The organism is Salsipaludibacter albus (assembly GCF_019798055.1).
Lineage (GTDB): Bacteria > Actinomycetota > Nitriliruptoria > Nitriliruptorales > Nitriliruptoraceae > Salsipaludibacter > Salsipaludibacter albus.
Map to the genome: position 1 here is coordinate 59,392 of NZ_JAHOPH010000010.1, position 21,361 is coordinate 80,752.

Below are 21,361 nucleotides of genomic sequence, written 5' to 3' on the forward strand. Positions count from 1 at the left end.
GTCCCGACGGGTCGGGCAGGGCGAACGTCCAGCAGGCGGCGGTGCCCTCGACCGCCACGGTCCCGTCGCCCGGTCGCACGGGTGCACGGAAGTCCAGGCATCCTACTCCCGGACACCGATCGGATGGCCGGGGAATCGGCCGGATTCGACCGGATGGCCGGTCGTCCGGGGGTCGCCGGCATGGGGCGAGCCACTAGCGTCGTTGGTGACGCGCGTCCCGACCCGCCGGAGTCCCACCCGTGGTCCCACCTGCAGCGACCGATGATCCCCTGTGGTTCAAGGACGCGATCATCTACGAACTGCACGTCCGCGCGTTCGCCGACAGCGATGCGGACGGCATCGGGGACTTCCGTGGCCTGACGTCGAAGCTGGACTACCTCGCCGACCTGGGCGTGACCGCGCTGTGGCTGCTGCCGTTCTACCCGTCGCCGCTGCGTGACGACGGCTACGACATCGCCGACTACGACACCGTCAACCCGATGTACGGCACCACCCGGGACTTCCAGCGCTTCGTCTCCGAGGCCCACGCCCGCGACCTCAAGGTCATCACCGAGCTGGTGATCAACCACACCTCCGACCAGCACCCGTGGTTCCGCCGCGCCGTCAAGGCGGCCCCGGGTTCGCCGGAGCGTGACTTCTACGTCTGGTCGGACAAGCCGGACAAGTACGAGGAAGCCCGGATCATCTTCCAGGACTTCGAGGGGTCGAACTGGTCGTGGCACCCCGAGGCCGAGGCGCACTACTGGCACCGCTTCTACCACCACCAGCCGGACCTCAACTTCGACAACCCGGCCGTGCGCACCGCCGTCAAGGACGCGCTCGACCACTGGATGGCCATGGGTGTCGACGGCCTGCGGCTGGACGCGATCCCCTACCTGTACGAGCGCGAGGGCACCAACTGCGAGAACCTGCCCGAGACCCACGAGTTCCTCAAGGAGTTGCGTTCCCACCTGGACGACAAGTGGGACAACCGCCTGTTCCTGGCCGAGGCCAACCAGTGGCCCGAGGACGCCGCCGCCTACTTCGGCGACGGCGACGAGTGCCACATGAACTTCCACTTCCCCCTGATGCCCCGGCTGTACATGGCGGTGGCGATGGAGGACCGCTTCCCGATCCTGGACATCCTCGCCCAGACGCCGGAGATCCCCGACAACACCCAGTGGGCCCTGTTCCTGCGCAACCACGACGAGCTCACCCTCGAGATGGTCACCGACGAGGAGCGCGACTACATGCGGCGCACCTACGCGTCGGACCCGCGGATGCGCATCAACCTGGGGATCCGGCGACGCCTGGCGCCCTTGCTCAACAACGACCGGCGCCTGATCGAGTTGCTCAACGTGCTGCTGTTCACGATGCCGGGCACCCCGGTGCTGTACTACGGCGACGAGATCGGCATGGGCGACAACGTCTGGCTCGGTGACCGCGACGGGGTCCGCACGCCGATGCAGTGGAACGGCGACCGCAACGCCGGGTTCTCGCGGGCCAACCCGCAGAGCCTGTTCCTGCCGACCATCATCGACCCCGAGTACCACTACGAGACCGTCAACGTCGAGGCACAGCAGTCCAACCCGCGGTCCCTGTGGTGGTGGATGAAGCGCTCCATCGGGCTGCGTCGCCAGCACGACGTCTTCGGCCGGGGCGACATCACCTTCCTGCCGGTCGACAACCCCAAGATCCTCGCGTTCATCCGGTCCCACGAGGACACCGACGTCCTGGTGGTGGCCAACCTGTCGCGCTACGCGCAGGCCTGCGAGCTGGACCTGTCCGACCATGCCGGGTCGATCCCCGTCGAGATGTTCGGGTCGACCCCGTTCCCGCCGATCGGCGACTGGCCGTACTACCTGACCCCGGGGCCGTATGGCTACTACTGGTTCGAGCTGGTGCGCGACCCGGCGTCCACCGATCGCAGCTACCCGGGCGGGTCCACCCTGCCGGTGCCGGAGGCCGACGCGACCCCCGTGCTGACCACCACCCTGCACGGGACCGACCTGGTCCGGGGTGAGCACTTCGGCTCGATCACCCGGCGCCTGGAGGAGGTCCTTGCCGGCCAGCGCTGGTTCGCCGGCAAGTCCCGCACCATCCGCCGGGTCTCCGTGCTGGACCACGCCACGGTCGTGGCGGCCGGCGGCGACGCGGCCCTGGTGCTGGTGGAGGTCGAGTTCACGACCGGCGACCCCGACGTCTACGCGATGACGGTGGCGTTCGCCTCGGGCGAGGAGGCGCACCGGATCTCCAACGAGTCGCCCGGGGCGGTCCTGCTGGACGTGCGGGCACGCACCGACGACGCGGTCGACGGCGTGCTCTACGACGGCCTGTGGGACCCGACGGTCGCCCATCGCCTGCTCGACGGGATCCGCCGTGGGCGCACGGTCGAGACCCGCCACGGCGAGCTGTCGACCTGGCGCTCGGACCGCCACCCGTTGCCCGCCACCTCGGCGGACCTGCCCGTGACCCCGCTGGGCGCGGAACAGTCCAACACCTCGGTGGTGTTCGGCAGCGACTACGTCCTCAAGCTGGTGCGACGCCCCGAGGAGGGGGTCAACCCGGACCTCGAGGTGACCCGGTTCCTGAGCGAGCGGACCGACTTCGCCAACGTGCCACCGGTCGTCGGGGCGATCGAGCATCGCACCGGGCGCCGGGCCGAGCCCCGGGCCGTGGCCATCCTCCAGGGCTTCGTCCCCAACGAGGGCGACGCGTGGAGGCAGGCGCTGTCGGCGGCCGACCGCTGGCTGGACGAGTCGTGGCCCACCGAGGTCACGTCGACCCGGCGCAACCTCGCGCCGATGGCACTGGCCCGCCGCGCGTTCCCCGAGGCCGTCGAGGACTCCATCGGGCCCTACCTGCAACTGTGCCGCCAGCTGGGGTCGACCACCGCCGCGATGCACGCCGCGCTGGCCAGCGACTCCGAGGACCCGGACTTCGCCCCGGAGGGCTTCACGGCGCTGTACCAGCGCAGCGTCTACCAGGCGATGCGCACCCGGACCCGTCGGACCATGCAGCTGCTGGAGCGGGTCGTGCGCCGCGTGGGCGACGACGACGAGCGCGAGGGTCCGCGACCGTCGCTGTCCGGACTGCTGGACCGTTCCGACGACGTGCTCGACCGGTTCACCCACCTCAAGGCCGACCGGCTGTCCGGCGCGCGGACCCGGATCCACGGCGACTACCACCTCGGCCAGGTGCTGTGGACCGGCAAGGACTACGTGGTGCTGGACTTCGAGGGCGAACCGGCCCGGTCGCTCAGCGAGCGGCGTCTGAAGTACTCGCCGCTGCGCGACGTCGCCGGGATGCTGCGCAGCTACCACTACGCCGCCCACATCCGGACCCGGGACCTGTTGGAGCGCGGGGCGGTCAGCGACGACGAGGTGGCCCGGCTGGACACTGCCGCGACGTGGTGGGGGTCCTGGACCGGTGCGGCCTTCCTCGCCGGTTACCTCGCCGACGCCCCGGCCGACGTCCTGCCCGACACGCGCGACGAGACCGCCAGGCTCCTGGACGCCTACGTCCTCGAGAAGACGCTCTACGAGCTCGAGTACGAGCTCAACAACCGCATCGACTGGGTCGACATCCCGCTGGTCGGCATCCTCGACCAGCTCGATGCCAGCTGGTGAGCCCGACCGACCTCCCGACCTCCCGACCTCCCGCGACGACAAGGCCCGACACCATGGCCGACGACTCCACCTCCGTTCGCAGTGGCGGCTCGCTGCTGGGTGACCAGGACCTCTACCTGTTCAACGAGGGCACCCACCTGCGCCTGTACGACAAGCTCGGTGCCCACCTGACCGAGGTGGACGGTGACCCCGGCGTGCACTTCGCCGTGTGGGCGCCCAACGCCACCCGGGTGGCCGTCGTGGGTGACTTCAACGGCTGGGACGGCCGCAGCCACCCCCTGGAGGTCCGGGGCGACTCGGGCATCTGGGAGGGGTTCGTCCCCGGCGTCGAGCAGGGGACGACCTACAAGTACCGGATCACCCGCAAGGACGGCTCCGACAAGGACAAGTTCGACCCCTACGCCGTCCACACCGAGACGCCACCCAAGACCGGCTCGAAGGTCTGGGACCTGGACTACGACTGGGACGACGACGAGTGGATGGCCGGCCGCGGCGAGCGCCAGACCCAGGACAGCGCCTTCACCATCTACGAGGTCCACATGGGCTCGTGGCAGCGCGGTGACGACGACCGGGTGCTGACCTACCGCGAACTCGCGCCGCGCCTGGCCGAGCACGCCACGAACATGGGCTTCACCCACGTCGAGTTCCTGCCGATCATGGAGTTCCCCTTCGAGGGCTCGTGGGGCTACCAGACGACGGGCTACTTCGCGCCGTCGTCGCGCTACGGCACGCCCCAGGACTTCATGTTCCTGGTCGACACGCTGCACCAGGCCGGGGTCGGCGTGATCCTGGACTGGGTGCCGTCGCACTTCCCGACCGACGACTACGCCCTGCAGGAGTACGACGGGACCCACCTGTACGAGCACGCCGACCAGCGCAAGGGCTTCCACCCCGACTGGAAGTCGTCGATCTTCAACTACGGCCGTCACGAGGTGCGCTCGTTCCTGCTGAGCTCGGCGATCTCGTGGCTGGACCGCTACCACGTCGATGGCCTCCGGGTCGACGCCGTCGCCTCGATGCTCTACCTCGACTACTCCCGCGAGGACGGCGAGTGGATCCCCAACGAGTTCGGTGGCAACGAGAACATCGAGGCGGTCGACTTCCTGCGTCGGCTCAACACCGAGGTGTTCGGCAACTTTCCCGACGTGCAGACCTTCGCCGAGGAGTCGACCGCGTGGCCCGGCGTGTCCCGACCGACCTACCTGGGCGGCCTGGGGTTCGGGTTCAAGTGGGACATGGGCTGGATGCACGACACGCTCGACTACTTCCAGCGTGACCCGGTGCACCGGCGCTTCCACCACGACCGCCTGACCTTCCGGGCGATCTATGCCTGGGCCGAGAACTACTGCCTGCCGCTCAGCCACGACGAGGTGGTGCACGGCAAGGGGTCGCTGCTGGGCAAGATGCCGGGGGACGACTGGCAGCAGTTCGCCAACCTGCGGTGCCTGCTGGCCTGGCAGTTCGCCACCCCGGGCAAGAAGCTGCTGTTCCAGGGCCAGGAGTTCGGGCAGCGAGCCGAGTGGAAGCACGACGCGAGCCTGGACTGGCACGAGCTCGAGTCACCCCTGCACGGTGGCGTGCTGCGGCTGACCCGCGACGCCGCGCACGCCTATCGCGACAACCCGGCCCTGCACGTCGGCGACGTCCACCCCGAGGGGTTCCGCTGGGTCGACGCGTCCGACACCGACCAGTCGGTGCTGTCGATGCTGCGCCAGGCCCGGACCCATCCGCCGGTGCTGGTCGTGGCCAACTTCACTCCGGTTCCCCGCCACGGCTACCGGGTCGGCGTGCCGATGACCGGCTCGTGGACCGAACTGCTCAACACCGACGCCGAGGACTACGGCGGGTCGGGCGAGGGCAACCTGGGTGCGGTGGAGGCCGAGCCGGAGCCGATGCACGGCTTCTCGCAGTCGGTCGCGTTGACCCTGCCGCCCCTGTCGGTGCTGTTCCTGCTCGCGCCCGACCGGGAACCGGCCTAGCCGGCCACCTGGTCGGGACACACGGTGTCCGGGTCGGTCACGGCGGCCGCGCCGAACTGGCGCTCGACCCGCCAGGCCGGCTCCTCGGCCGACCCGGTCGCGACGATCCGGACCAGCGCCGGGCCACCCGGGACCTCGATGTCGCCGAGCCCGTAGGTGACGAAGATGCAGCCGGGTCCGGCATCGAGCACCTCGACGTCGGTGGTCTCGAGGGGCTGGTCGGGCAGCGGCACGCCGGCCAGGCCGGTCACGGCGAACTGCACGAAGTCCTCGAGTCCCGCACCGACGAAGCGCTGGGCAGCGATGGCCCGGACGGCCTCCTCGTCGTCGCCGGCCTGCTGCGCCTGGCGGCCGACCTCCAACTCGAGGTCGGACAGGTCCTGGACCAGGGTCGCCGCGTCCGTGTCGTCCGGCGGGTCGACCGCGACCGGCTCGACCGACAACGGCGGGTCCGCCTGGGTGGGGGCAGCGGGTGCGCTCGTCCCGGAGGCCGTCGGGGCATCGGTGGGCTGCGGGCTCGTCGGCTCGGGGGCCGTCGTCGGGGCGACGTCGGGCGACGGCGTCGCCGGAGCCGGGGCCGGGGAGGCATCCGACGTGGTCGGGGCGGCGGTGTCCGTCGGTGACGGCGCAGGGTTGGCGTCGCCACCTCCGCAGCCGGCGAGGAGGACGGCCGCGAACGCAGCGGCGAGGACGTGGCGTGACATGGGGATTCCGTGGGGAGGGTCGCGTGCAGGGAATCAGTCCACGCGTCCTGCCATCCGCCCTCGACCCGTCCGCGTGGCCGGTGGAGGTCGCGATCCGCGGTGCCGTCGGACCGGTTGAGGGTGGGCCGCGGACCTGCGATGCTGGTCGTGGTGCGGACAGGAGACGACGCGTGGGCCATCCCGGTGACGTGCAAGGCGCCGTCCGCGAGGTGGTGGTCGACCGGGGCAGCGTGACGACGGGGTGGTTCCGTGCCCGACCGGGTGACCTCGGGTTCGGCGGCGGGACCACGGATCGGGCGATCGTGGTGTTCCCCCGGACGGCCGTGGGCATCCGCCACCGGCGACGTGCGGAGGTCGTCGCCGACGCGACGACGGCCATGCTCTACAACCCCGGTGACGCCTACCACCGGCGTCTCATCGATCCGGTCGGCGACCGCTGCGAATGGGTGTCGATCCCGGGTTCGTGGTGGGAACGGCTGTGCGGCGACGTGGATCCCGAGGGGCGGGTCCACGATCGGCGGTTCCGCGACGGACGGGTCTTCGCCGTCGACCACTGCCCGTTGCCCGACGACGCCTACCTCCGCCAGCGCTGGCTGACGACCGGGCTCGCCCGCGCCACGCTGTCGACCCTGGCAGTGGAGGAGACCGCCCTCGACGTGCTGCGCGAGGTGCTGGAGGCCGGCGCCCGACGTCGGCCGGCCAGGTCGTCGACCCAGCCGTCGACCGGGCGACGCCACCGTCGCCTGGTGCAGGACACCCGCGAGTTCCTGGGCGCCTGTCGTGGCGTCGACGTCGACCTCGCGGGCGTGGCCGAGGCCGTGGGGTCCTCGCCCTGGCACCTGCACCGGGTGTTCCGGTCACGCACCGGGACCACGATCCACGCCCACCAGACGTCGCTGCGACTGCGGACCGCACTGGGGTGGCTGCCGGACCGTGAACTGGCGGCGATCGCCCACGACCTGGGGTTCTCCAGCCACAGCCACTTCACGGCGGCGTTCCGCCGCGCCTTCGGCAGCACGCCGTCCCAGGTGCGGGCCGACCTGGCGAACTGACGAGCGCGTCGCCTGCGACGGGCGGGTGTCGCGATGTGGGGTCGTCCGGAGGTGGTCAGGGCACCGGCACGGCCTCGGTGGTGAGGTTCTCGCAGGCCAGGTTGAAGGTCACGGTGACGGCCTCGAGGGCCGTCTCGCCCGGCGTCACGGTCAACACGGCGTCGAGCACCTCGTCGGGGTCGAGGGTCTGGGCCTCGGCCAGGACGCCCTCGTTGGTGGTCAGGAGGTTGCCGTCCTGGTCGCGCACCTCCGTGACGCCGTTGATGACGTACTCAGCCCGGGGGTCGACGTTGACGACGTGCACCGGCAGACGCACCAGCCGGCCACTGCGCTCCGCCGGACCGAGGTGGCCGGACAGCTCGCCCGTCTCGCAGGCCGACGCCACCCGGACGGCGCCGGCCGGGACCGACGACCCGTCGTCGGTTCCCACCTCGTCGTCCCGTGTCGCCCACCAGCCGAATCCCGCGATCACGACGACCAGCACCGTGACCACCGCGATCGCGACGCCGCGGCCACGACCCGTCCGGGTGACAGCACGTCCGTGCGGTGCCGATCCGTCCGGGTCGCGGGTGGCACCGCGTTCGGGACCGCGCTCGCCCGGCGGGTCGCGTGGCCTCGGCGGGATCGCGAACGGCGTGACCTCGGACACGGGCTCATCGGACGTGGAGACCGGGTGCCCGGGCGCCAGGTCGAAGATGCGTCCGTCGGGCGTGCGCATGAACAGCACCGGGGTGGCCCACTCGACGTCGTTGCCCGCCGCGAACAGGGCCTTGCGCCCCTCGGAGACGGCCGCGTCGATCGGGAAGCCGTCCGCGATCGATCGGTGCAACGCCCGCGAGAAGATGATCGCCGCCCGGTCGGTGATCTCGAACTGCATCGCCACGACCGCCGGGATGCCCTGGCGAACGAGTGCCTGCGCGACCCCGCCGTAGGGGTCCTCGGCCCCGGTCCGGGCGCCCTCGCAGGAGTTGAGCACCACCAGCCGGAGTGGGCGATGGTCGTGCAGGATGGTGCCCAGCTCGTCGGCCGTGACCAGCCGGGGCCGGCCCTCCGCGTCCTCCAGCACCACCACCCCCTCCCCGGTGCCGGGGTCGAAGCCGCCGTGGCCGACCACGTGCAGGACGTGGGCGTCGCCACGTCGCAGCCGATCCTGCAGGCCGTCCGCCGTCCCGTCCGGCAGCTGCTCGAGCACGACCCGGCCGGTGGCGACAACGGGCGCGAGCGCGTCGCGGAGGTTGGCCGCCTCGCGGTCGACGTCCAGGGCGGCGGCGCCCTGCGGGAGGGCCACCAGCGCGACCACCCGCAGCGGGGTCGCGACCTGCAACGGTCGAGGCGTGCGGGCCAGGTCGAGGTAGCGCACCAGCGGCGTGTCGAGCGACACGACCAGGAACCGTCCGAGCTCGTCTGACCAGAGGAACTCCCACGGGACGTCGTGGAGCTCCGGGACGTCCGTCAGTCGCAGCCGGATCCGCAGCCGCGCGTCCTCGCGCTCCACCGCGTCGAGGCTGCGCAGCAGGCAGGTCCCCACGGCGCCGCCGAGGACGGTGTCGTGGAGCTGCTGGCCGAAGCTCCGTGCCCGGGCCATCTGTGGGGAGCCGACGCGTCGGACGCCGATCCTGGTCCGTCCCGCCGTGAGCACGAGGAGCTCGAGGTCCCGTGCGTCGAAGGGCCAGTCGAACCGGTGCTCGGCCTGGCCGACCGGCGACTCCAGCACCCGTGCGACGAGGCGGTCGCCCTCGCGGACGACGGCCAGGTCGAAGTTGCGGTAGGTGGGCGGCTGCATGACGACCTCCCGCCCATCCTACGTCGCGGTGGTGCCGTGGCGGGGGATCGCGTGATCCTCGCAAGATCGTGACAGCCGCGGCCGTGTCCGTCGTCGATCCTTGACGTCGTCGCCCCCCACCAGGAGACCACCATGCGACTGGGCCGCACGATCATCGCCGCTATCGTCCTCGCACTCGCCGCAGCCGGCACGGCCGCCGCCGCCCCCGGCTTCCTCGAGGACGACGTGGTCGTCATCGATCGCCTCGACGGCGAGGAGGTGAACGGGTGGTACGGCTGGGTCGCGGCCAACGTCGACGACGTGGACGGCGACGGGGTCGACGACCTCGCCGTCCCGGAGATCAACCACTCACCCGCCGGCGCCGGGAAGGTCACCGTCTACTCCGGCGCCACCAGGGAGGTGCTGGCCGAGCACCTCGGCGCCCCCGGGAACAACCTCGGCTGGTCGACGTCGGCTGCCGGGGACGTCGACGGCGACGGGGTGCCCGACTATGCGGCCGGCGGCCCCGGGGCCTCGGCGTCCGACCCCGGTCGCGTGGTGGTCTGGTCCGGCGCGGACCACGGTGTGCTGCTGGACCTGGACGGTCCGGCGGGACTGCTGTGGGGGTTCTCGGTGTCGGCCGCGGGCGACGTCGACGGGGACGGTCACGACGACGTGGCACTCGGCGCGCTGTTCGCCGATGGCAACCGGGGCCGGGTGTCGGTGCGCTCGGGCGCCGACGGCACGGTGCTGTGGTCGATCAGTGGCCCGAAGGTCGGCGACCTGCTGGGCTCGGCGCTCGGGCTGGTCGGGGACGTCGACGGCGACGGGACCCAGGACCTGGCCGTGGGCGCCACGGGCGGTGGACACGGCGGTGGCGTGGCCTTCGTCGTGTCCGGCGTCGACGGCACGATCCTGCACCGGCTCAACCCGCAGGGCGACGCGGTGGCCTTCGGCCAGTTCTTCGCCTCCGGCGCCGGGGACGTCGACGGGGACGGGATCGGTGACGTGTACGTCGGGGACTTCGCCGGCGGCAAGGCCAACCAGGCCAAGAACCCGCCCTTCAGCGGCGCGGCGTACGTGTTCTCCGGCGCGACGGGCGAGCGGCTCCACCGGTTCACCGGCGAACTCCCGGGCGAGGGCGTCGGCCCCGGTCGCGGCGTCGGGGATGTCGACGGCGACGGCCACGCCGACCTGGTCGTCGCCGGCTACCTGTCCGGTGCCGGTGCCCCGACGGCCGGCAAGGCGTGGGTCCGGTCTGGTCGGACGGGTGACGTCCTCCAGGAGATCACCAGCACGACGGCCGGGGAGAACTTCGGGGTCGACGCCCTGGGCCTGGGCGACGTCGACGGCGACGGTCGCACCGACTTCGTGGTGACGGCGGTGGGCCTGAGCTTCGCCGGCACCGCCCCCGGCACGGCCTACGTGGTGGCCGGAACGACCGGGTGACCCGGGCGGTGGGGGCGACGGGACCGTTGGCGGGGCTGTCAGGTCCTCGTCCGGGTCGTAGCGTCGACCGCGGTCGCACCAGCCGGGCGAGCCGGCCGGTCGCGACCGCCGGTGGCCGTCGCCGCCGGCCCGACGACGGAGGAACCACGATGGTGTCGACGCGCGTCCTCGGACTCGGGATCTCCTCCGCGCAGGACCGACGCTGGAGCTACCTGTCGGACCACGTCGCCGGCGCGGCGGCCGGGTTGGCGCTGGTGCGCCACTGCCGCGACGTGCACCGGGGCACCCCGGCGGGGCCGGTCTTCGGCGGGGTCGTGGTCGACATCGAGCAGGACGAGGCCTGGCTGCGACAGGTCTGCGACACGCTGGTCGTCGAGCCCTCGAGGGTGAAGCAGGCCGCGGCCCTGCTCGGTGAGCGCGCGACCCGTGCCAAGCCCAACGGCCGCCTCCTCGGCTCGTCCCCGCTCAGCCGACTGGTCGAGCTCGAGACCCTGTGCTCGGGCATCGCCGGCAAGCGGAGCCTGTGGCGGTCCCTGCAGGAGGCACTGCCCGGCGAGCCGCTGGAGGTCGTGACCCTGGCCGAGCTGGTCGAGCGGGCCGACGACCAACACGCACGTGTCGAGTCGATCCGCCCGGTGATCGCGGCCGCCGCACTGGCCTGACGGCGGTCGGGCCGGGTGGCGTGACGTTGGTCGCGGTGGGTCGACGTGAAACACCGGTGACATCACCAGGACATCCCCGGGACGGCACCGGGACCTAGGGTCGTCGGCGACGCCGGCCTCCGGGAAGGAGGTGATGGATCTGCGTGGCCCCGGGCCACTGCTCTCCCCGAGATCTCGATCACCACACGAGGCACACCCATGCGAACACCATCCATGTCATCGGGCCGCCATCGGCTCGTCACCCTGCTCGCCCTGGCCGCACTCGTCGCCAGCCTGCTGGCCGTCACCGGGCTGCGTCCCGGGTCGCCGGCCGCCGCCCAGGTCGCTCCCGGCGAGGCGCGCGTCTCGCTCGTCGAGGTCGACACCTCCACCGACGAGGCACGCGAGGCCCTCGCCGACCTCGAGTTGGACGTCGAGTCCATCGCCGCCCCGACGACGTCCGTCCTCGTGCAGGACGGGTCCGACCTGGAGGCGCTCGACGAGGCCGGGCTGGACTGGGAGACCGTCGTCCCGGACCTCACTGCCCGCAACCGCGCGGCCCGCCGGGCCGAGGAGCGCCGAGCGGCGCGCCTGCCCGGCGGGGCTGATGCCGCTGCGGCGGTCGCGACCGCCGACGACGACCTGCCCGAGGAGGTCGACGAGGCCCTCCTGCCCCCGATCGCCCTGGCGGAGGACGGCGTGCTGCCGGCAGAGGCGTCGGCGTTGCCGACCGGCCGGGTGACCTACCGCACCCTGCCGGAGGTCAACCACGAGTTGGCCCACCTCGCCGAGACCTACCCCGACCGCGTGCAGTTGTTCGAGCTGCCCGAGGAGAGCCTGCTCGGCCAGGAGGTCTGGGGCATCGAGATCACCCACGACGTCGCGACGAGGTCCGGCAAGGCCGAGATGCTCATGAGCGGTGTGCACCACGCCCGCGAGTGGCCGACCGTGGACTACACCATGGAGCTGGCCTGGGAACTGCTGCTCAGTGACGGCGTCGACCCCCGGGTGACCGACCTGCTGGACCGGGTCCGGGTCGTGTTCGTCCCGGTCGTCAACCCGGACGGCTACGACATCTCGCGCCGCCTCGTGCAGGAGTTCAAGCGCAAGAACTGCCGGGTCGCACCCGGCGAGATCCCGACCCGCGAGGAGTGCGAGGACCCGGCCAACTTCAGCCAGGGCGTCGACCCCAACCGCAACTACGTGTCCTACTGGGGCAGCATCGGCGCGAGCTTCCGTCCCACGGCCTCCAACTATCGTGGCGAGGCGCCCTTCTCCGAGCCCGAGATCCGCAACATGGAGTGGCTGGCGGGTTCCCGCCAGGTCACCGTGGCGATCAACAACCACACGCCCGACGAGCGCATCCTGCGGGCGCCGGCCGACCTCAACGAGCCGGACCCGGTCGACGAGGCGCCCTACCAGGCCCTGGCCGAGCACCTCGCCGAGCCCCCGAACTACCTGCCGGGGCCGTGGGACGAGATCTACTACAACGGCAGCGGCGTCGCCGAGCAGTACGCCTTCTACTCGACCGGCGCGTGGGCGTTCACGCCCGAGCTCGACCTGGGCGAGGGCGGGTTCCACCCACCCTACGACGGCGTCGCGGACGAGTGGCCCGAGCACCGCGAGATGTACCTGCGGGCCATGGAGGCCGCCGCCGACACGTCCGGGCACGCCGTGATCACCGGGACCGCGCCGCCCGGCGCCGAGCTGACCGTTCGCAACGACTTCGTGCTGTCCAGCGCACCGCCCCAGCTGTCGGGCGGGTCACAGGGCCCGATCATCCAGGTCGACACCACCCGCGAGTCCTCCATCGTGGTCGGCGAGGACGGGACCTTCACCTGGCACGTCACCCCGTCGGTGCGACCGGCAGAGTTCGTGAGCGCCCTGGTGACCGATGCGTGGACCGTGTCGTGTGCCAAGAAGCCCGGCAAGAAAGTCCGTGAGGAGGTCGACGTGGTCGTCGACCGTGGCGACGTCGCCACGGTCGCGTTCGACGACTGCGGCACGTGACCACGCCCCCGTCCTGACGGCCGTGGCGAACCCGGGGCCGGCCGACGTGGCCGGCCCCGCTCCGTGGGTGGGTTCATCCTCCACCGGATGCCCGTTGCTGGTCATGGTCAGTCCCTCGGTCGTCACCGCCGTACGCATCGACGCGAGGGCGGCCCGGTCCGGCCGGGCCCGGCCGGACGTCGTCGTCGGACCTCACGTCGCGGGGCGCCGGTGCGTTGGCATGCTGTGTGTCCACCGTCCAAGGTCGCCATCGTGTCCACGGTCCATGTCCACCATCCCAGCCCGCTGGGGCCGCTGACACTGGTCGGCGACGACCACGTGCTGGTCGGGCTGCACTTCCAGGACCGGACCCATCCCCCCGACCCGGCCGACCTCGGCGCGCACGACCCGGAGTCCCTGGCCGAGGCCCGCCGCCAGCTCGACGAGTACTTCGCTGGGGAGCGCACCACGTTCGACCTGGCCATCGACCCCCGTGGCACCGACTTCCAACGGCGGGTCTGGGAGGAACTGGTCGCCATCCCGCACGGCGAGACCCGCAGCTACGGCCAGGTCGCGGCCCGGGTCGGGGGTCCCTCGACCACCCGCGCGGTCGGGCTGGCCAACGGTCGCAACCCGATCGCCGTGGTCGTCCCGTGTCACCGCGTGATCGGGGCCGACGGCGGCCTCGTCGGCTACGGCGGGGGGCTGGACCGCAAGCGCTGGCTGCTGGACCACGAGTCCGGCACCCAGAGCCTGTTCACGGGCTGACCCCGTCGAGGTCGACACCCCGTCCACGGCACGGTTGGCTGGACCCGGGAGGTGCAGCGTGCAGGTCGTGGTCGTCGGTGCCGGGGTCGTCGGGCTGATGGCGGCACACGCGCTGTCCCACCGCGGCCATGCGGTCGAGGTGCTGACCCACGAGGACCCGCTTGCCACCACCAGCGCGACGGCGGGTGCCAGCTTCAAGCCCCGGCTGGTCGACGACTCGCCACTCCTGCGTCCCCTGCTGGTGGCCAGTCGCGACGTCCTGGTCGGCTGGACGTCGAGCGGCTTCGCGACGACCTTGGGCATCCGCCGGCATCGCCACGCCGTCGTGACCACGAACGGCCCGTTCGAAGGCGACTGGCTCGACCTGGTCGACGACGTCAAGCGCTCCGTGCCGGGGCCCGGGGCCGGACTGTCCGGTGTCGCGGCACCGGGGGACACCGCCGCCGTCGCGTTCACCACCTGGTTCTTCGACGTCGACGAGGTCCTGCCGGCCCTGCTGGGACACCTCCAGGGCGACCACGCGGTGGTCCCCCGCCATCGTGTCGTGTCCCGGCTGGAGGAGGTCGTCGACCTGGGCGAGGTCGTGGTCAACGCGACCGGTGTCGCCGCCAGCCGGCTGGTCGGCGACCCTGACGTCGTCGCGGTCCGTGGAACGGTCGTGCGGGTGCGATCGGCGGCGGTCGCGGACTGGGACCCGGACCGATCCATGTCACGCCACGGCAGCTACGTCTACCCCCGGCGGGACGGGGTCCTGGTCGGCGGGACGGCCGACTGGGGCGCGCACGACCGCACGCCCGACGGCGGCCTGGCCCGTCGGCTGGTGGACGCCGCGGTCCACCTCGCACCGGGGCTGGCCGACGTGCGCGACGCCGAGCTCGAACCGATGGTGGGGCTGCGCCCATGGCGTCGAGGCGGGGTGCGGGTCGAGCGCGGGACGGACCTGGCGGGGACGCCGGTGATCCACGCCTACGGCCACGGCGGTGCGGGTTGGACCCTCGCCCCCGGCACCGCCGAGCGCGTCGCCGACCTGGTCGCGACCCTCCCCTGACCGCTCGCCTCCGTCCGCCCGTCCCAACCCCCTGCCGAGTGTGCAGGGATCGAGCAACAGTCGGCGCCCGTCGGTCACGCTCGGGAGTCGTCGAGGAGGGCCGGCTCACGTTTCGCCCGCGTCGTACGTTGGCAGGGTGTGAACACGCTGCCGTTCGACCCGACCGCGACCCAGTACGCCGACACGGTGCTGCGGGTCTGCCGGGCCGTGCTCGGGCCGACCCCGGAGGCCGAGGACGCGTGGTCGGAGGCCTACCTCGCCGCACTCCGGGCATGGCCCGACCTGCGTCCGGACAGCAACGTCGAGGGCTGGCTCGTCACGATCGCCCACCGCAAGGCGATCGACGTCGTCCGGGCGCGGCGACGCCACGCCGTCCCGGTCGGGGCGGCCCCGGAGCCCCGGCGACCTGGACCCGCACGTGCCGGCGACGACGGGATCCCGCCGCTGCGCGACCCCCGGATCTGGGACGCGCTGGCGGCCCTGCCGGACAAGCAGCGGGCCTGCGTGACCTACCACCACGTCGCCGGCCTGCCCCATGCGGAGGTCGCCTCGATCGTGGGTGGTTCCGTCGCGGCCGCCCGCCGGGCCTCGTCGGACGGCATCGCACGCCTGCGCCGCGACCTGGCCGACGTCCTCGAGGGAGGCGGACCATGACCGATGCCCTGTTCGCCGGGCTCGACCCCGACCCGGCCACCCGTGATCGCCTGCGTGCGCGACTGGTCCGTGACGCGGCCGCGGCGGACCTGCTGGACGTGGTCGTCCGCACCGTCGACAGTCCCGTGGGCCCGCTGCTGCTGGCCGGCACCGACCGCGGCCTGGTCAAGGTGGCCTTCGCGCGCGAGGACCACGACCGGGTCCTGGCCACGCTCGCCACGGAGATCGGGCCACGACTGCTGGCTGATCCGGCCGGTCTCGACGACGTCGCCCGCCAACTCGACCAGTACTTCACCGGCGCCCGCACGTCGTTCGACCTCGACGTGGACCTGCGCCTGGCCCACGGGTTCCGCCGCGATGTCGTCGCGCACCTGCCCGCGATCGCCTACGGCCACACGGCCAGCTACGCCGAGGTCGCCCGCGCCGTCGGTCGGCCCCGGGCGTCGCGCGCGGTCGGCACGGCGTGTGCCCGCAACCCGCTGCCGCTGGTGGTCCCGTGCCATCGGGTCGTGCGCAGTGACGGCACCCCGGGGCAGTACGGCGGGGGCGAGCGCGCCAAGCGATGGCTGCTGGACCTCGAGGCCGGCTGACCGGTCGGTTCGGCCTCAACTCCCCAGGCGGTCGCGCAGCCCGGACGCCGTGCGCTTGCCGACGACCTTGAACAGCGGGGTCGCCGCCGCGTCGACCCAGTCCGGGGCGTCCGAGTCCACCTCGGCGTGGTAGGTGATCCGGGTGCCGGCGTCGTGGGGGGCGAACCGGATGTCGTCGGTCGAGACGAACGACTCGGCGGTCCCCACCAGCACCACCCGGTGCGGCGGGTCCCAGGTGGCGATCCGGTAGTCGATCGTGACCTCGCGGTTCGCGACCTCGGCCACGACCCGGAAGCGGGCTCCCTCGCCGAGGGGCTCGTCGGGGTCGAGGCGCTCGGCCTGGTCGAACATCGGGTCCCACTCGTCGAGGTGGGCGAAGTCCGCGACGTAGAAGAAGGCCGTCTCCGGCGTGGCGTCGACGTCGATGGTCTCGGTGACCGCTGCGGGCATGGTTGCTCCGGGATCGGGAGGCACCCATGGTGGCGACACCTCCGACACGCGCGGTGGCCGATCGGTGGGGCACGGATCCGTGGGTTTTGTTGGCCGTGCCGGGTGGCCGTAGAATGGGCGTTCGTGCCGCCGGCGTCCCTGCCGGGAGTCTTCGGACGTCCGAGCGGCGTCCTCGTTCGATCCGACGCGGGAGCGTGCATGCCCCACTATGAGGTCTGGCCGGGCTCGGCCGAGCCCCTCGGGGCGTCCTACGACGGTCTCGGGACGAACTTCGCGCTCTACAGCGAGACCGCGGAGGGCGTCGAGCTGTGCCTGTTCGACGACGACGGCGCGGAGACCCGGCTCGAGCTGACCTCGTTCACCAACCACCGGTGGCACGGCTACGTCCCCGACGTCGGCCCCGGGACCCGCTACGGCTACCGCGTCCACGGGCCGTGGGACCTCGCCGCCGGCGACCGCTGCAACCCGGCGAAGCTGTTGCTGGACCCCTACGCCCGGGGGATCGTCGGGGATGTCGACTGGGACCCGTCGGTGCACGGCCACGACCTGCAGGACATGGCCCGGCGCCCCGATCCCCACGACTCCGCGGACCACGTGCCGCGCTCGGTCGTCGTCTCCTCGTCGTTCAACTGGGGCAACGATCGCCCGCCCGAGCACGAGTGGGCCGACATGGTCATCTACGAGGTCCACGTCAAGGGGTTCACCCACCGGATGCCCGACGTGCCGCGCCACCTGCGTGGCACCTACGCCGGCATGGCCCATCCGGCGGCGATCGACCACCTGACCCGCCTCGGCGTCACCTCCGTCGAGCTGATGCCGGTCCAGGCCTTCCTGACCGAGGGCGACCTGTCCGGACGTGGCCTGACCAACTACTGGGGCTACAACCCGATCAACTGGTTCGCGATCCACCCCGGGTGGGCCCGCACGGACGACCCCGAGGAGGTCGTCAACGAGTTCAAGGGCATGGTGAAGGCCCTGCACGCGGCGGGGATCGAGGTCCTGCTCGACGTCGTCTACAACCACACCGCCGAGGGCAGCAGTGACGGGCCGATGCTGTCGCTGCGTGGCATCGACAACTTCCAGGCCTACCGACTGGCCGCCGACGACCGGTCGCACTACGTCAACTACTCGGGGACCGGCAACACCGTCGACCTGCGTTCGAAGTCCATGGTCAAGCTGGTCATGGACTCGTTGCGCTTCCTGGTCACCGAGTGCCGGGTCGACGGGTTCCGCTTCGACCTGGCGACGGCGCTGGCCCGGACCGACCACGGCTACTCCGACCAGGCCGGTTTCCTGTCGGCGGTCAACCAGGACCCCATCATCAGCCAGACCAAGCTGATCGCCGAGCCCTGGGACGTCGGGCCCGGCGGCTGGCAGCAGGGCCGCTTCCCGGCCCCGTGGGCCGAGTGGAACGCGACCTTCCGGGACACCGTGCGCGACTTCGGGCGTGGCGCCGACGGCACGCTGGCGCGCGTCTCGTCGGTCATCGCCGGCAGCCAGGCGCTGTTCGAGCACAACGGGCGTGGCCCCGGCTCGAGCATCAACTTCGTGACCGCCCACGACGGCTACACGCTGGCCGACCTGGTCGCCTACGAGCGCAAGCACAACGAGGCGAACGGCTACGACAACACCGACGGCCACGACGACAACCGGTCATGGAACAGCGGTGTCGAGGGCCCCACCGACGACCCCGACGTGACCGCCCTGCGCCAGCGACGGGCCCGCAACATGCTCACCATGCTGCTGCTCAGCCAGGGCGTGCCGATGCTGCTGGGTGGTGACGAGCTCGGCCGGACCCAGGGCGGCAACAACAACGCCTTCTGCCAGGACAACGAGACCACCTGGTTCGACTGGGCCGCGGCCGACGACGACCTGGTCGCGTTCACCGCCGGCCTGGTCGCCCTGCGCCGGGCCCACCCGGTGTTCCGTCGGCGCCACTTCCTGGCAGGCGGGTTCGGCGACGACGGCGACTACGACGTCGCCTGGCTGACCGCGGGCGGCGAGGCCATGCGTGAGCAGGACTGGCACGCCCCCGGCGTCAAGACCCTGCAGGTGCTCCTCAACGGCAGTGCCATCGCCCGGCGCGGCGACCGTGGCGAGCCGGTCGAGGACCTGACCTACCTGTGGCTGCTCAACGCCCACGCCGACGGCCGTACCTTCACGCTTCCCAACGGGGACCGCGGACGCACCTGGCAGCAGGTGCTGGACACGGCCACCGGTGCGCCCCCCGCCGACGACGGCCAGGTGTACGAGGCCGGACACGAGATCCGTCTCCTCGGCCACCACCAGCTCCTGCTGCGCCACGTCGACGCGCCCGAAGGCCCGGTCCCGCGGCCTCCGGCAGCGACCCGGGCACGCCCCGGCTCCTGACCCGCACGATCCGCACGACCCACGATCCCACCATCCCTGACCCGGACCACCTCGAAGGTGCCTCCATGACCACCCTCCCCCAGCCCCTCGACGTCGTCGAGGACTCGCTCGCCACGGCGATCGACGACCTCGCGCGACGCCTGCCCGAGCCACTCCGGCCCCTGGCCCAGGTGGCCTACAACTACCGCTGGTCGTGGACCCCCGGGGCCATCGACGTCTTCATGGCGGTGGACCCGGGCCGGTGGCACGCGGTGCACGCCAACCCGGTCCGCCTCCTGGTCGAGGCGTCCCCGACCCGGCTGGAGGCAGCCGCGGACGACCAGGAGCTGGTCGCCCGCATCGCCGCCCTCGCCGAGGAGCTCGACGACGACCTCGCGCGTCCCAGCATGGACGACTTCGACCCGTCGTCGCCCGTGACGTTCCTGTGTGCCGAGTTCGGCGTCCACGAGTCCATGCCGCTGTACTCGGGTGGTCTCGGTGTCCTGGCGGGCGACATCCTCAAGGAGGCCTCGGACCTCGCACTGCCCATGGTGGCGGTCGGGCTGTTCTACCGGAACGGCTACTTCCAGCAGCGGCTCGACGCCAGTGGCTGGCAGGTCGAGTCGTGGCAGGCCACCGACCCCGCCCTGTCACCGATCGTCCCGCTGCGTCGTGACGGCGAGCAGGTCACGGTGACGGTGCCGATCCGTGGGACGGAGGCGACCGCCCGTGCCTGGGTGATCCAGGTCGGCCGCGTGCCGCTGCTCCTGCTGGACACCGACCTCCCGGAGAACTCGCCGGCCGCCCGGTGGACCACCGCCCGGCTCTACGACGGCAACGACGACGTCCGCCTGGCGCAGTACGCCACGCTCGGGATCGGGGCCGTGCGCCTGCTCGACCGGTTGGGCGTCGAACCGTCGCTGCTCCACCTCAACGAGGGCCACGCCGCACTGGCCGCGGTCGAGCTGATCGCGCAGCGCGTGGCCGACGGCGCCGACTTCGACACCGCCCGCGATGCCGTGCGGGACCGCTGCGTGTTCACCACCCACACCCCGGTCGCCGCCGGCAACGAGACCTACCCGCCGGACGTGCTGGTGGCGGCGCTGCCGGGCCTGGGCGACCGCCTGGGCATCGGGTCCAACGGCCTGCTCAACCTCGGCCGCATCCAGCCCGGCGATCCGCACGAGCCGGCCGGGATGACCCCGATGGCGATGCGCCTGGCCCGCAACACCAACGGCGTGGCCAAGCGCCACGGCGAGGTCGCCCGCGGCATGTGGCAGCCACTGTTCGGTGGTGAGGTCGAGGACGTGCCGATCGGGCACGTGACCAACGGCGTCCACCTGCCGACCTGGATGGGCAACGAGTTCCGTGGGCTGCTGGACACCCACCTGGCCGAGGACTGGTGGCGTCGGGCCGACGACCCGGCCACCTGGGAGCCGGTGGCCGACATCCCGGCCGCCGACCTGTGGGCCGCACGCACGACGGCCCGGGCGAGCCTGGTCCGCTGGGCCCGCGAGGTCGCGGCCAGGGACCGCCTGCGTCGTGGGGACACCCTGGAGTGGGCGGAGCTCGGCATCACCGGGCTGTCCGAGGACGCCCTGACCCTGGGCTTCGCCCGTCGGGTCGCCGGCTACAAGCGCCTGTACCTGCTGACCCGCGACGTCGACCGGATGGCCCGGCTCATGGGTGGCGACCAGCCCGTCCAGTTGTTGATCGCCGGCAAGGCCCACCCCAAGGACGACGGTGCCAAGGCGATGGTCCGGGACCTGTTCGCCAACCGCGGACGTCCGGAGCTGGCCGAGCGGGTGTTCTTCCTCGAGGACTACGACATCGAGATCGGTCGCCGGCTGACCGCCGGCTGTGACGTGTGGGTCAACGTCCCGCGTCCCCCGATGGAGGCGTCGGGCACGTCGGGCATGAAGGTGGTGCTCAACGGTGGCCTGAACCTGTCGGTGCTGGACGGCTGGTGGGCCGAGGGCTACGACGGCACCAACGGCTGGGGCATCGACGGCGCCGTCGACGACGACCACGGTCGCCAGGACCACGAGCACGCCATGATGCTCTACGACCTGCTCGAGCAGCAGGTCGTGCCGACCTTCCACGACCGCGACGACGACGGCATCCCCCAGGGCTGGGTCGCGATGATGCGATCGTCCCTGCAGACCCTCGGCCCCCAGTTCTGCGCCAGCCGGATGATGCACGACTACGCCGGCCAGGTGTACTGAACACCGCCGTCGTGAGGACGTGGTCCCTCCGGGGTGGGGGAGGTGGGCTGGGGTAGAGTCGGCGGCAGCCGTGATCGTGCGTGAACACGGCTG

The 21,361-nt window shown here is 72.2% G+C and carries 15 protein-coding genes; 12 read left to right on the forward strand and 3 right to left on the reverse strand.

Annotated features, from left to right (window positions below):
• Nucleotides 1-239 precede the first annotated feature (239 nt).
• Together treS and glgB are read left to right on the forward strand one after the other, a co-directional pair.
• Nucleotides 240-3,608, forward strand: a complete 3,369-nt coding sequence (treS, locus tag KR546_RS08185) for a maltose alpha-D-glucosyltransferase (RefSeq protein WP_238444218.1) — start codon at nucleotides 240-242, stop codon at nucleotides 3,606-3,608.
• A 53-nt stretch (nucleotides 3,609-3,661) separates the two neighbouring features.
• Complete coding sequence (gene glgB / locus KR546_RS08190; protein WP_238444219.1) at nucleotides 3,662-5,587, forward strand: 1,4-alpha-glucan branching protein GlgB; 1,926 nt, start codon at nucleotides 3,662-3,664, stop codon at nucleotides 5,585-5,587.
• Here glgB and KR546_RS08195 read toward each other — a convergent pair.
• On the reverse strand, nucleotides 5,584-6,291 hold the full coding sequence (locus tag KR546_RS08195) for a hypothetical protein (protein ID WP_238444220.1): 708 nt from the start codon (nucleotides 6,289-6,291) through the stop codon (nucleotides 5,584-5,586). The two genes, glgB and KR546_RS08195, sit on opposite strands and share 4 nt — an antisense overlap.
• 170 nt (nucleotides 6,292-6,461) lie before the next feature.
• Between KR546_RS08195 and KR546_RS08200 the strand changes: the two genes are divergently transcribed.
• Entirely contained in the window at nucleotides 6,462-7,343 is an 882-nt protein-coding gene (locus KR546_RS08200) for a helix-turn-helix transcriptional regulator (protein WP_238444221.1), read from the forward strand.
• A gap of 55 nt (nucleotides 7,344-7,398) precedes the next feature.
• Here KR546_RS08200 and KR546_RS08205 read toward each other — a convergent pair whose 3' ends face one another.
• The gene (locus tag KR546_RS08205) at nucleotides 7,399-9,126 is read right to left on the reverse strand and encodes a CHAT domain-containing protein (protein WP_238444222.1); all 1,728 of its coding nucleotides are present in this window, start codon (nucleotides 9,124-9,126) and stop codon (nucleotides 7,399-7,401) included.
• Nucleotides 9,127-9,258: 132 nt separating this feature from the next.
• Here KR546_RS08205 and KR546_RS08210 point away from each other — a divergent pair, with 132 nt between their 5' ends.
• From KR546_RS08210 to KR546_RS08240, 7 genes are all read left to right on the forward strand, one after another.
• A complete protein-coding gene (locus KR546_RS08210; RefSeq protein ID WP_238444223.1) occupies nucleotides 9,259-10,554 on the forward strand; it encodes an FG-GAP-like repeat-containing protein in 1,296 nt (431 codons plus the stop codon).
• Between the two features lie 149 nt (nucleotides 10,555-10,703).
• Nucleotides 10,704-11,216, forward strand: a complete 513-nt coding sequence (locus KR546_RS08215) for a hypothetical protein (protein ID WP_238444224.1) — start codon at nucleotides 10,704-10,706, stop codon at nucleotides 11,214-11,216.
• A gap of 198 nt (nucleotides 11,217-11,414) precedes the next feature.
• A complete protein-coding gene (locus KR546_RS08220; protein WP_238444225.1) occupies nucleotides 11,415-13,205 on the forward strand; it encodes a M14 family zinc carboxypeptidase in 1,791 nt (596 codons plus the stop codon).
• A 252-nt stretch (nucleotides 13,206-13,457) separates the two neighbouring features.
• Nucleotides 13,458-13,952 (forward strand): methylated-DNA--[protein]-cysteine S-methyltransferase, encoded by a 495-nt coding sequence (locus KR546_RS08225; protein WP_238444226.1) that lies wholly within the window; start codon nucleotides 13,458-13,460, stop codon nucleotides 13,950-13,952.
• A 58-nt stretch (nucleotides 13,953-14,010) separates the two neighbouring features.
• Complete coding sequence (locus tag KR546_RS08230) at nucleotides 14,011-15,000, forward strand: NAD(P)/FAD-dependent oxidoreductase (protein WP_238444227.1); 990 nt, start codon at nucleotides 14,011-14,013, stop codon at nucleotides 14,998-15,000.
• A 138-nt stretch (nucleotides 15,001-15,138) separates the two neighbouring features.
• The gene (locus KR546_RS08235) at nucleotides 15,139-15,654 is read left to right on the forward strand and encodes an RNA polymerase sigma factor (RefSeq protein WP_238444228.1); all 516 of its coding nucleotides are present in this window, start codon (nucleotides 15,139-15,141) and stop codon (nucleotides 15,652-15,654) included.
• Nucleotides 15,651-16,244 (forward strand): methylated-DNA--[protein]-cysteine S-methyltransferase, encoded by a 594-nt coding sequence (locus KR546_RS08240; protein WP_238444229.1) that lies wholly within the window; start codon nucleotides 15,651-15,653, stop codon nucleotides 16,242-16,244. Before KR546_RS08235 ends, KR546_RS08240 begins: the two co-directional genes overlap by 4 nt.
• 15 nt (nucleotides 16,245-16,259) lie before the next feature.
• On the opposite strand, the gene KR546_RS08245 is transcribed toward KR546_RS08240, so the two are convergent.
• Complete coding sequence (locus tag KR546_RS08245) at nucleotides 16,260-16,694, reverse strand: SRPBCC family protein (protein WP_238444230.1); 435 nt, start codon at nucleotides 16,692-16,694, stop codon at nucleotides 16,260-16,262.
• A gap of 198 nt (nucleotides 16,695-16,892) precedes the next feature.
• On the opposite strand from KR546_RS08245, the gene glgX reads away from it, so the two are divergent.
• Entirely contained in the window at nucleotides 16,893-19,064 is a 2,172-nt protein-coding gene (gene glgX, locus KR546_RS08250) for a glycogen debranching protein GlgX (protein ID WP_238444231.1), read from the forward strand.
• A 65-nt stretch (nucleotides 19,065-19,129) separates the two neighbouring features.
• Nucleotides 19,130-21,268 carry an alpha-glucan family phosphorylase gene (glgP, locus tag KR546_RS08255; RefSeq protein ID WP_238444232.1) on the forward strand — a complete coding sequence of 713 codons (2,139 nt, stop codon included), beginning with the start codon at nucleotides 19,130-19,132 and terminating at the stop codon, nucleotides 21,266-21,268.
• The last annotated feature ends 93 nt before the right edge of the window (nucleotides 21,269-21,361 follow it).

Excerpts from the sequence above, each read along its gene's own strand:
- glgB (WP_238444219.1), top strand. The coding sequence starts at position 3,662 with ATGGCCGACGACTCCACCTCCGTTCGCAGTGGCGGCTCGCTGCTGGGT.
- KR546_RS08195 (WP_238444220.1), bottom strand. The coding sequence starts at position 6,291 with ATGTCACGCCACGTCCTCGCCGCTGCGTTCGCGGCCGTCCTCCTCGCC.
- KR546_RS08205 (WP_238444222.1), bottom strand. The coding sequence starts at position 9,126 with ATGCAGCCGCCCACCTACCGCAACTTCGACCTGGCCGTCGTCCGCGAG.
- KR546_RS08210 (WP_238444223.1), top strand. The coding sequence starts at position 9,259 with ATGCGACTGGGCCGCACGATCATCGCCGCTATCGTCCTCGCACTCGCC.
- KR546_RS08215 (WP_238444224.1), top strand. The coding sequence starts at position 10,704 with ATGGTGTCGACGCGCGTCCTCGGACTCGGGATCTCCTCCGCGCAGGAC.
- KR546_RS08220 (WP_238444225.1), top strand. The coding sequence starts at position 11,415 with ATGCGAACACCATCCATGTCATCGGGCCGCCATCGGCTCGTCACCCTG.
- KR546_RS08240 (WP_238444229.1), top strand. The coding sequence starts at position 15,651 with ATGACCGATGCCCTGTTCGCCGGGCTCGACCCCGACCCGGCCACCCGT.
- KR546_RS08245 (WP_238444230.1), bottom strand. The coding sequence starts at position 16,694 with ATGCCCGCAGCGGTCACCGAGACCATCGACGTCGACGCCACGCCGGAG.
- glgX (WP_238444231.1), top strand. The coding sequence starts at position 16,893 with ATGCCCCACTATGAGGTCTGGCCGGGCTCGGCCGAGCCCCTCGGGGCG.
- glgP (WP_238444232.1), top strand. The coding sequence starts at position 19,130 with ATGACCACCCTCCCCCAGCCCCTCGACGTCGTCGAGGACTCGCTCGCC.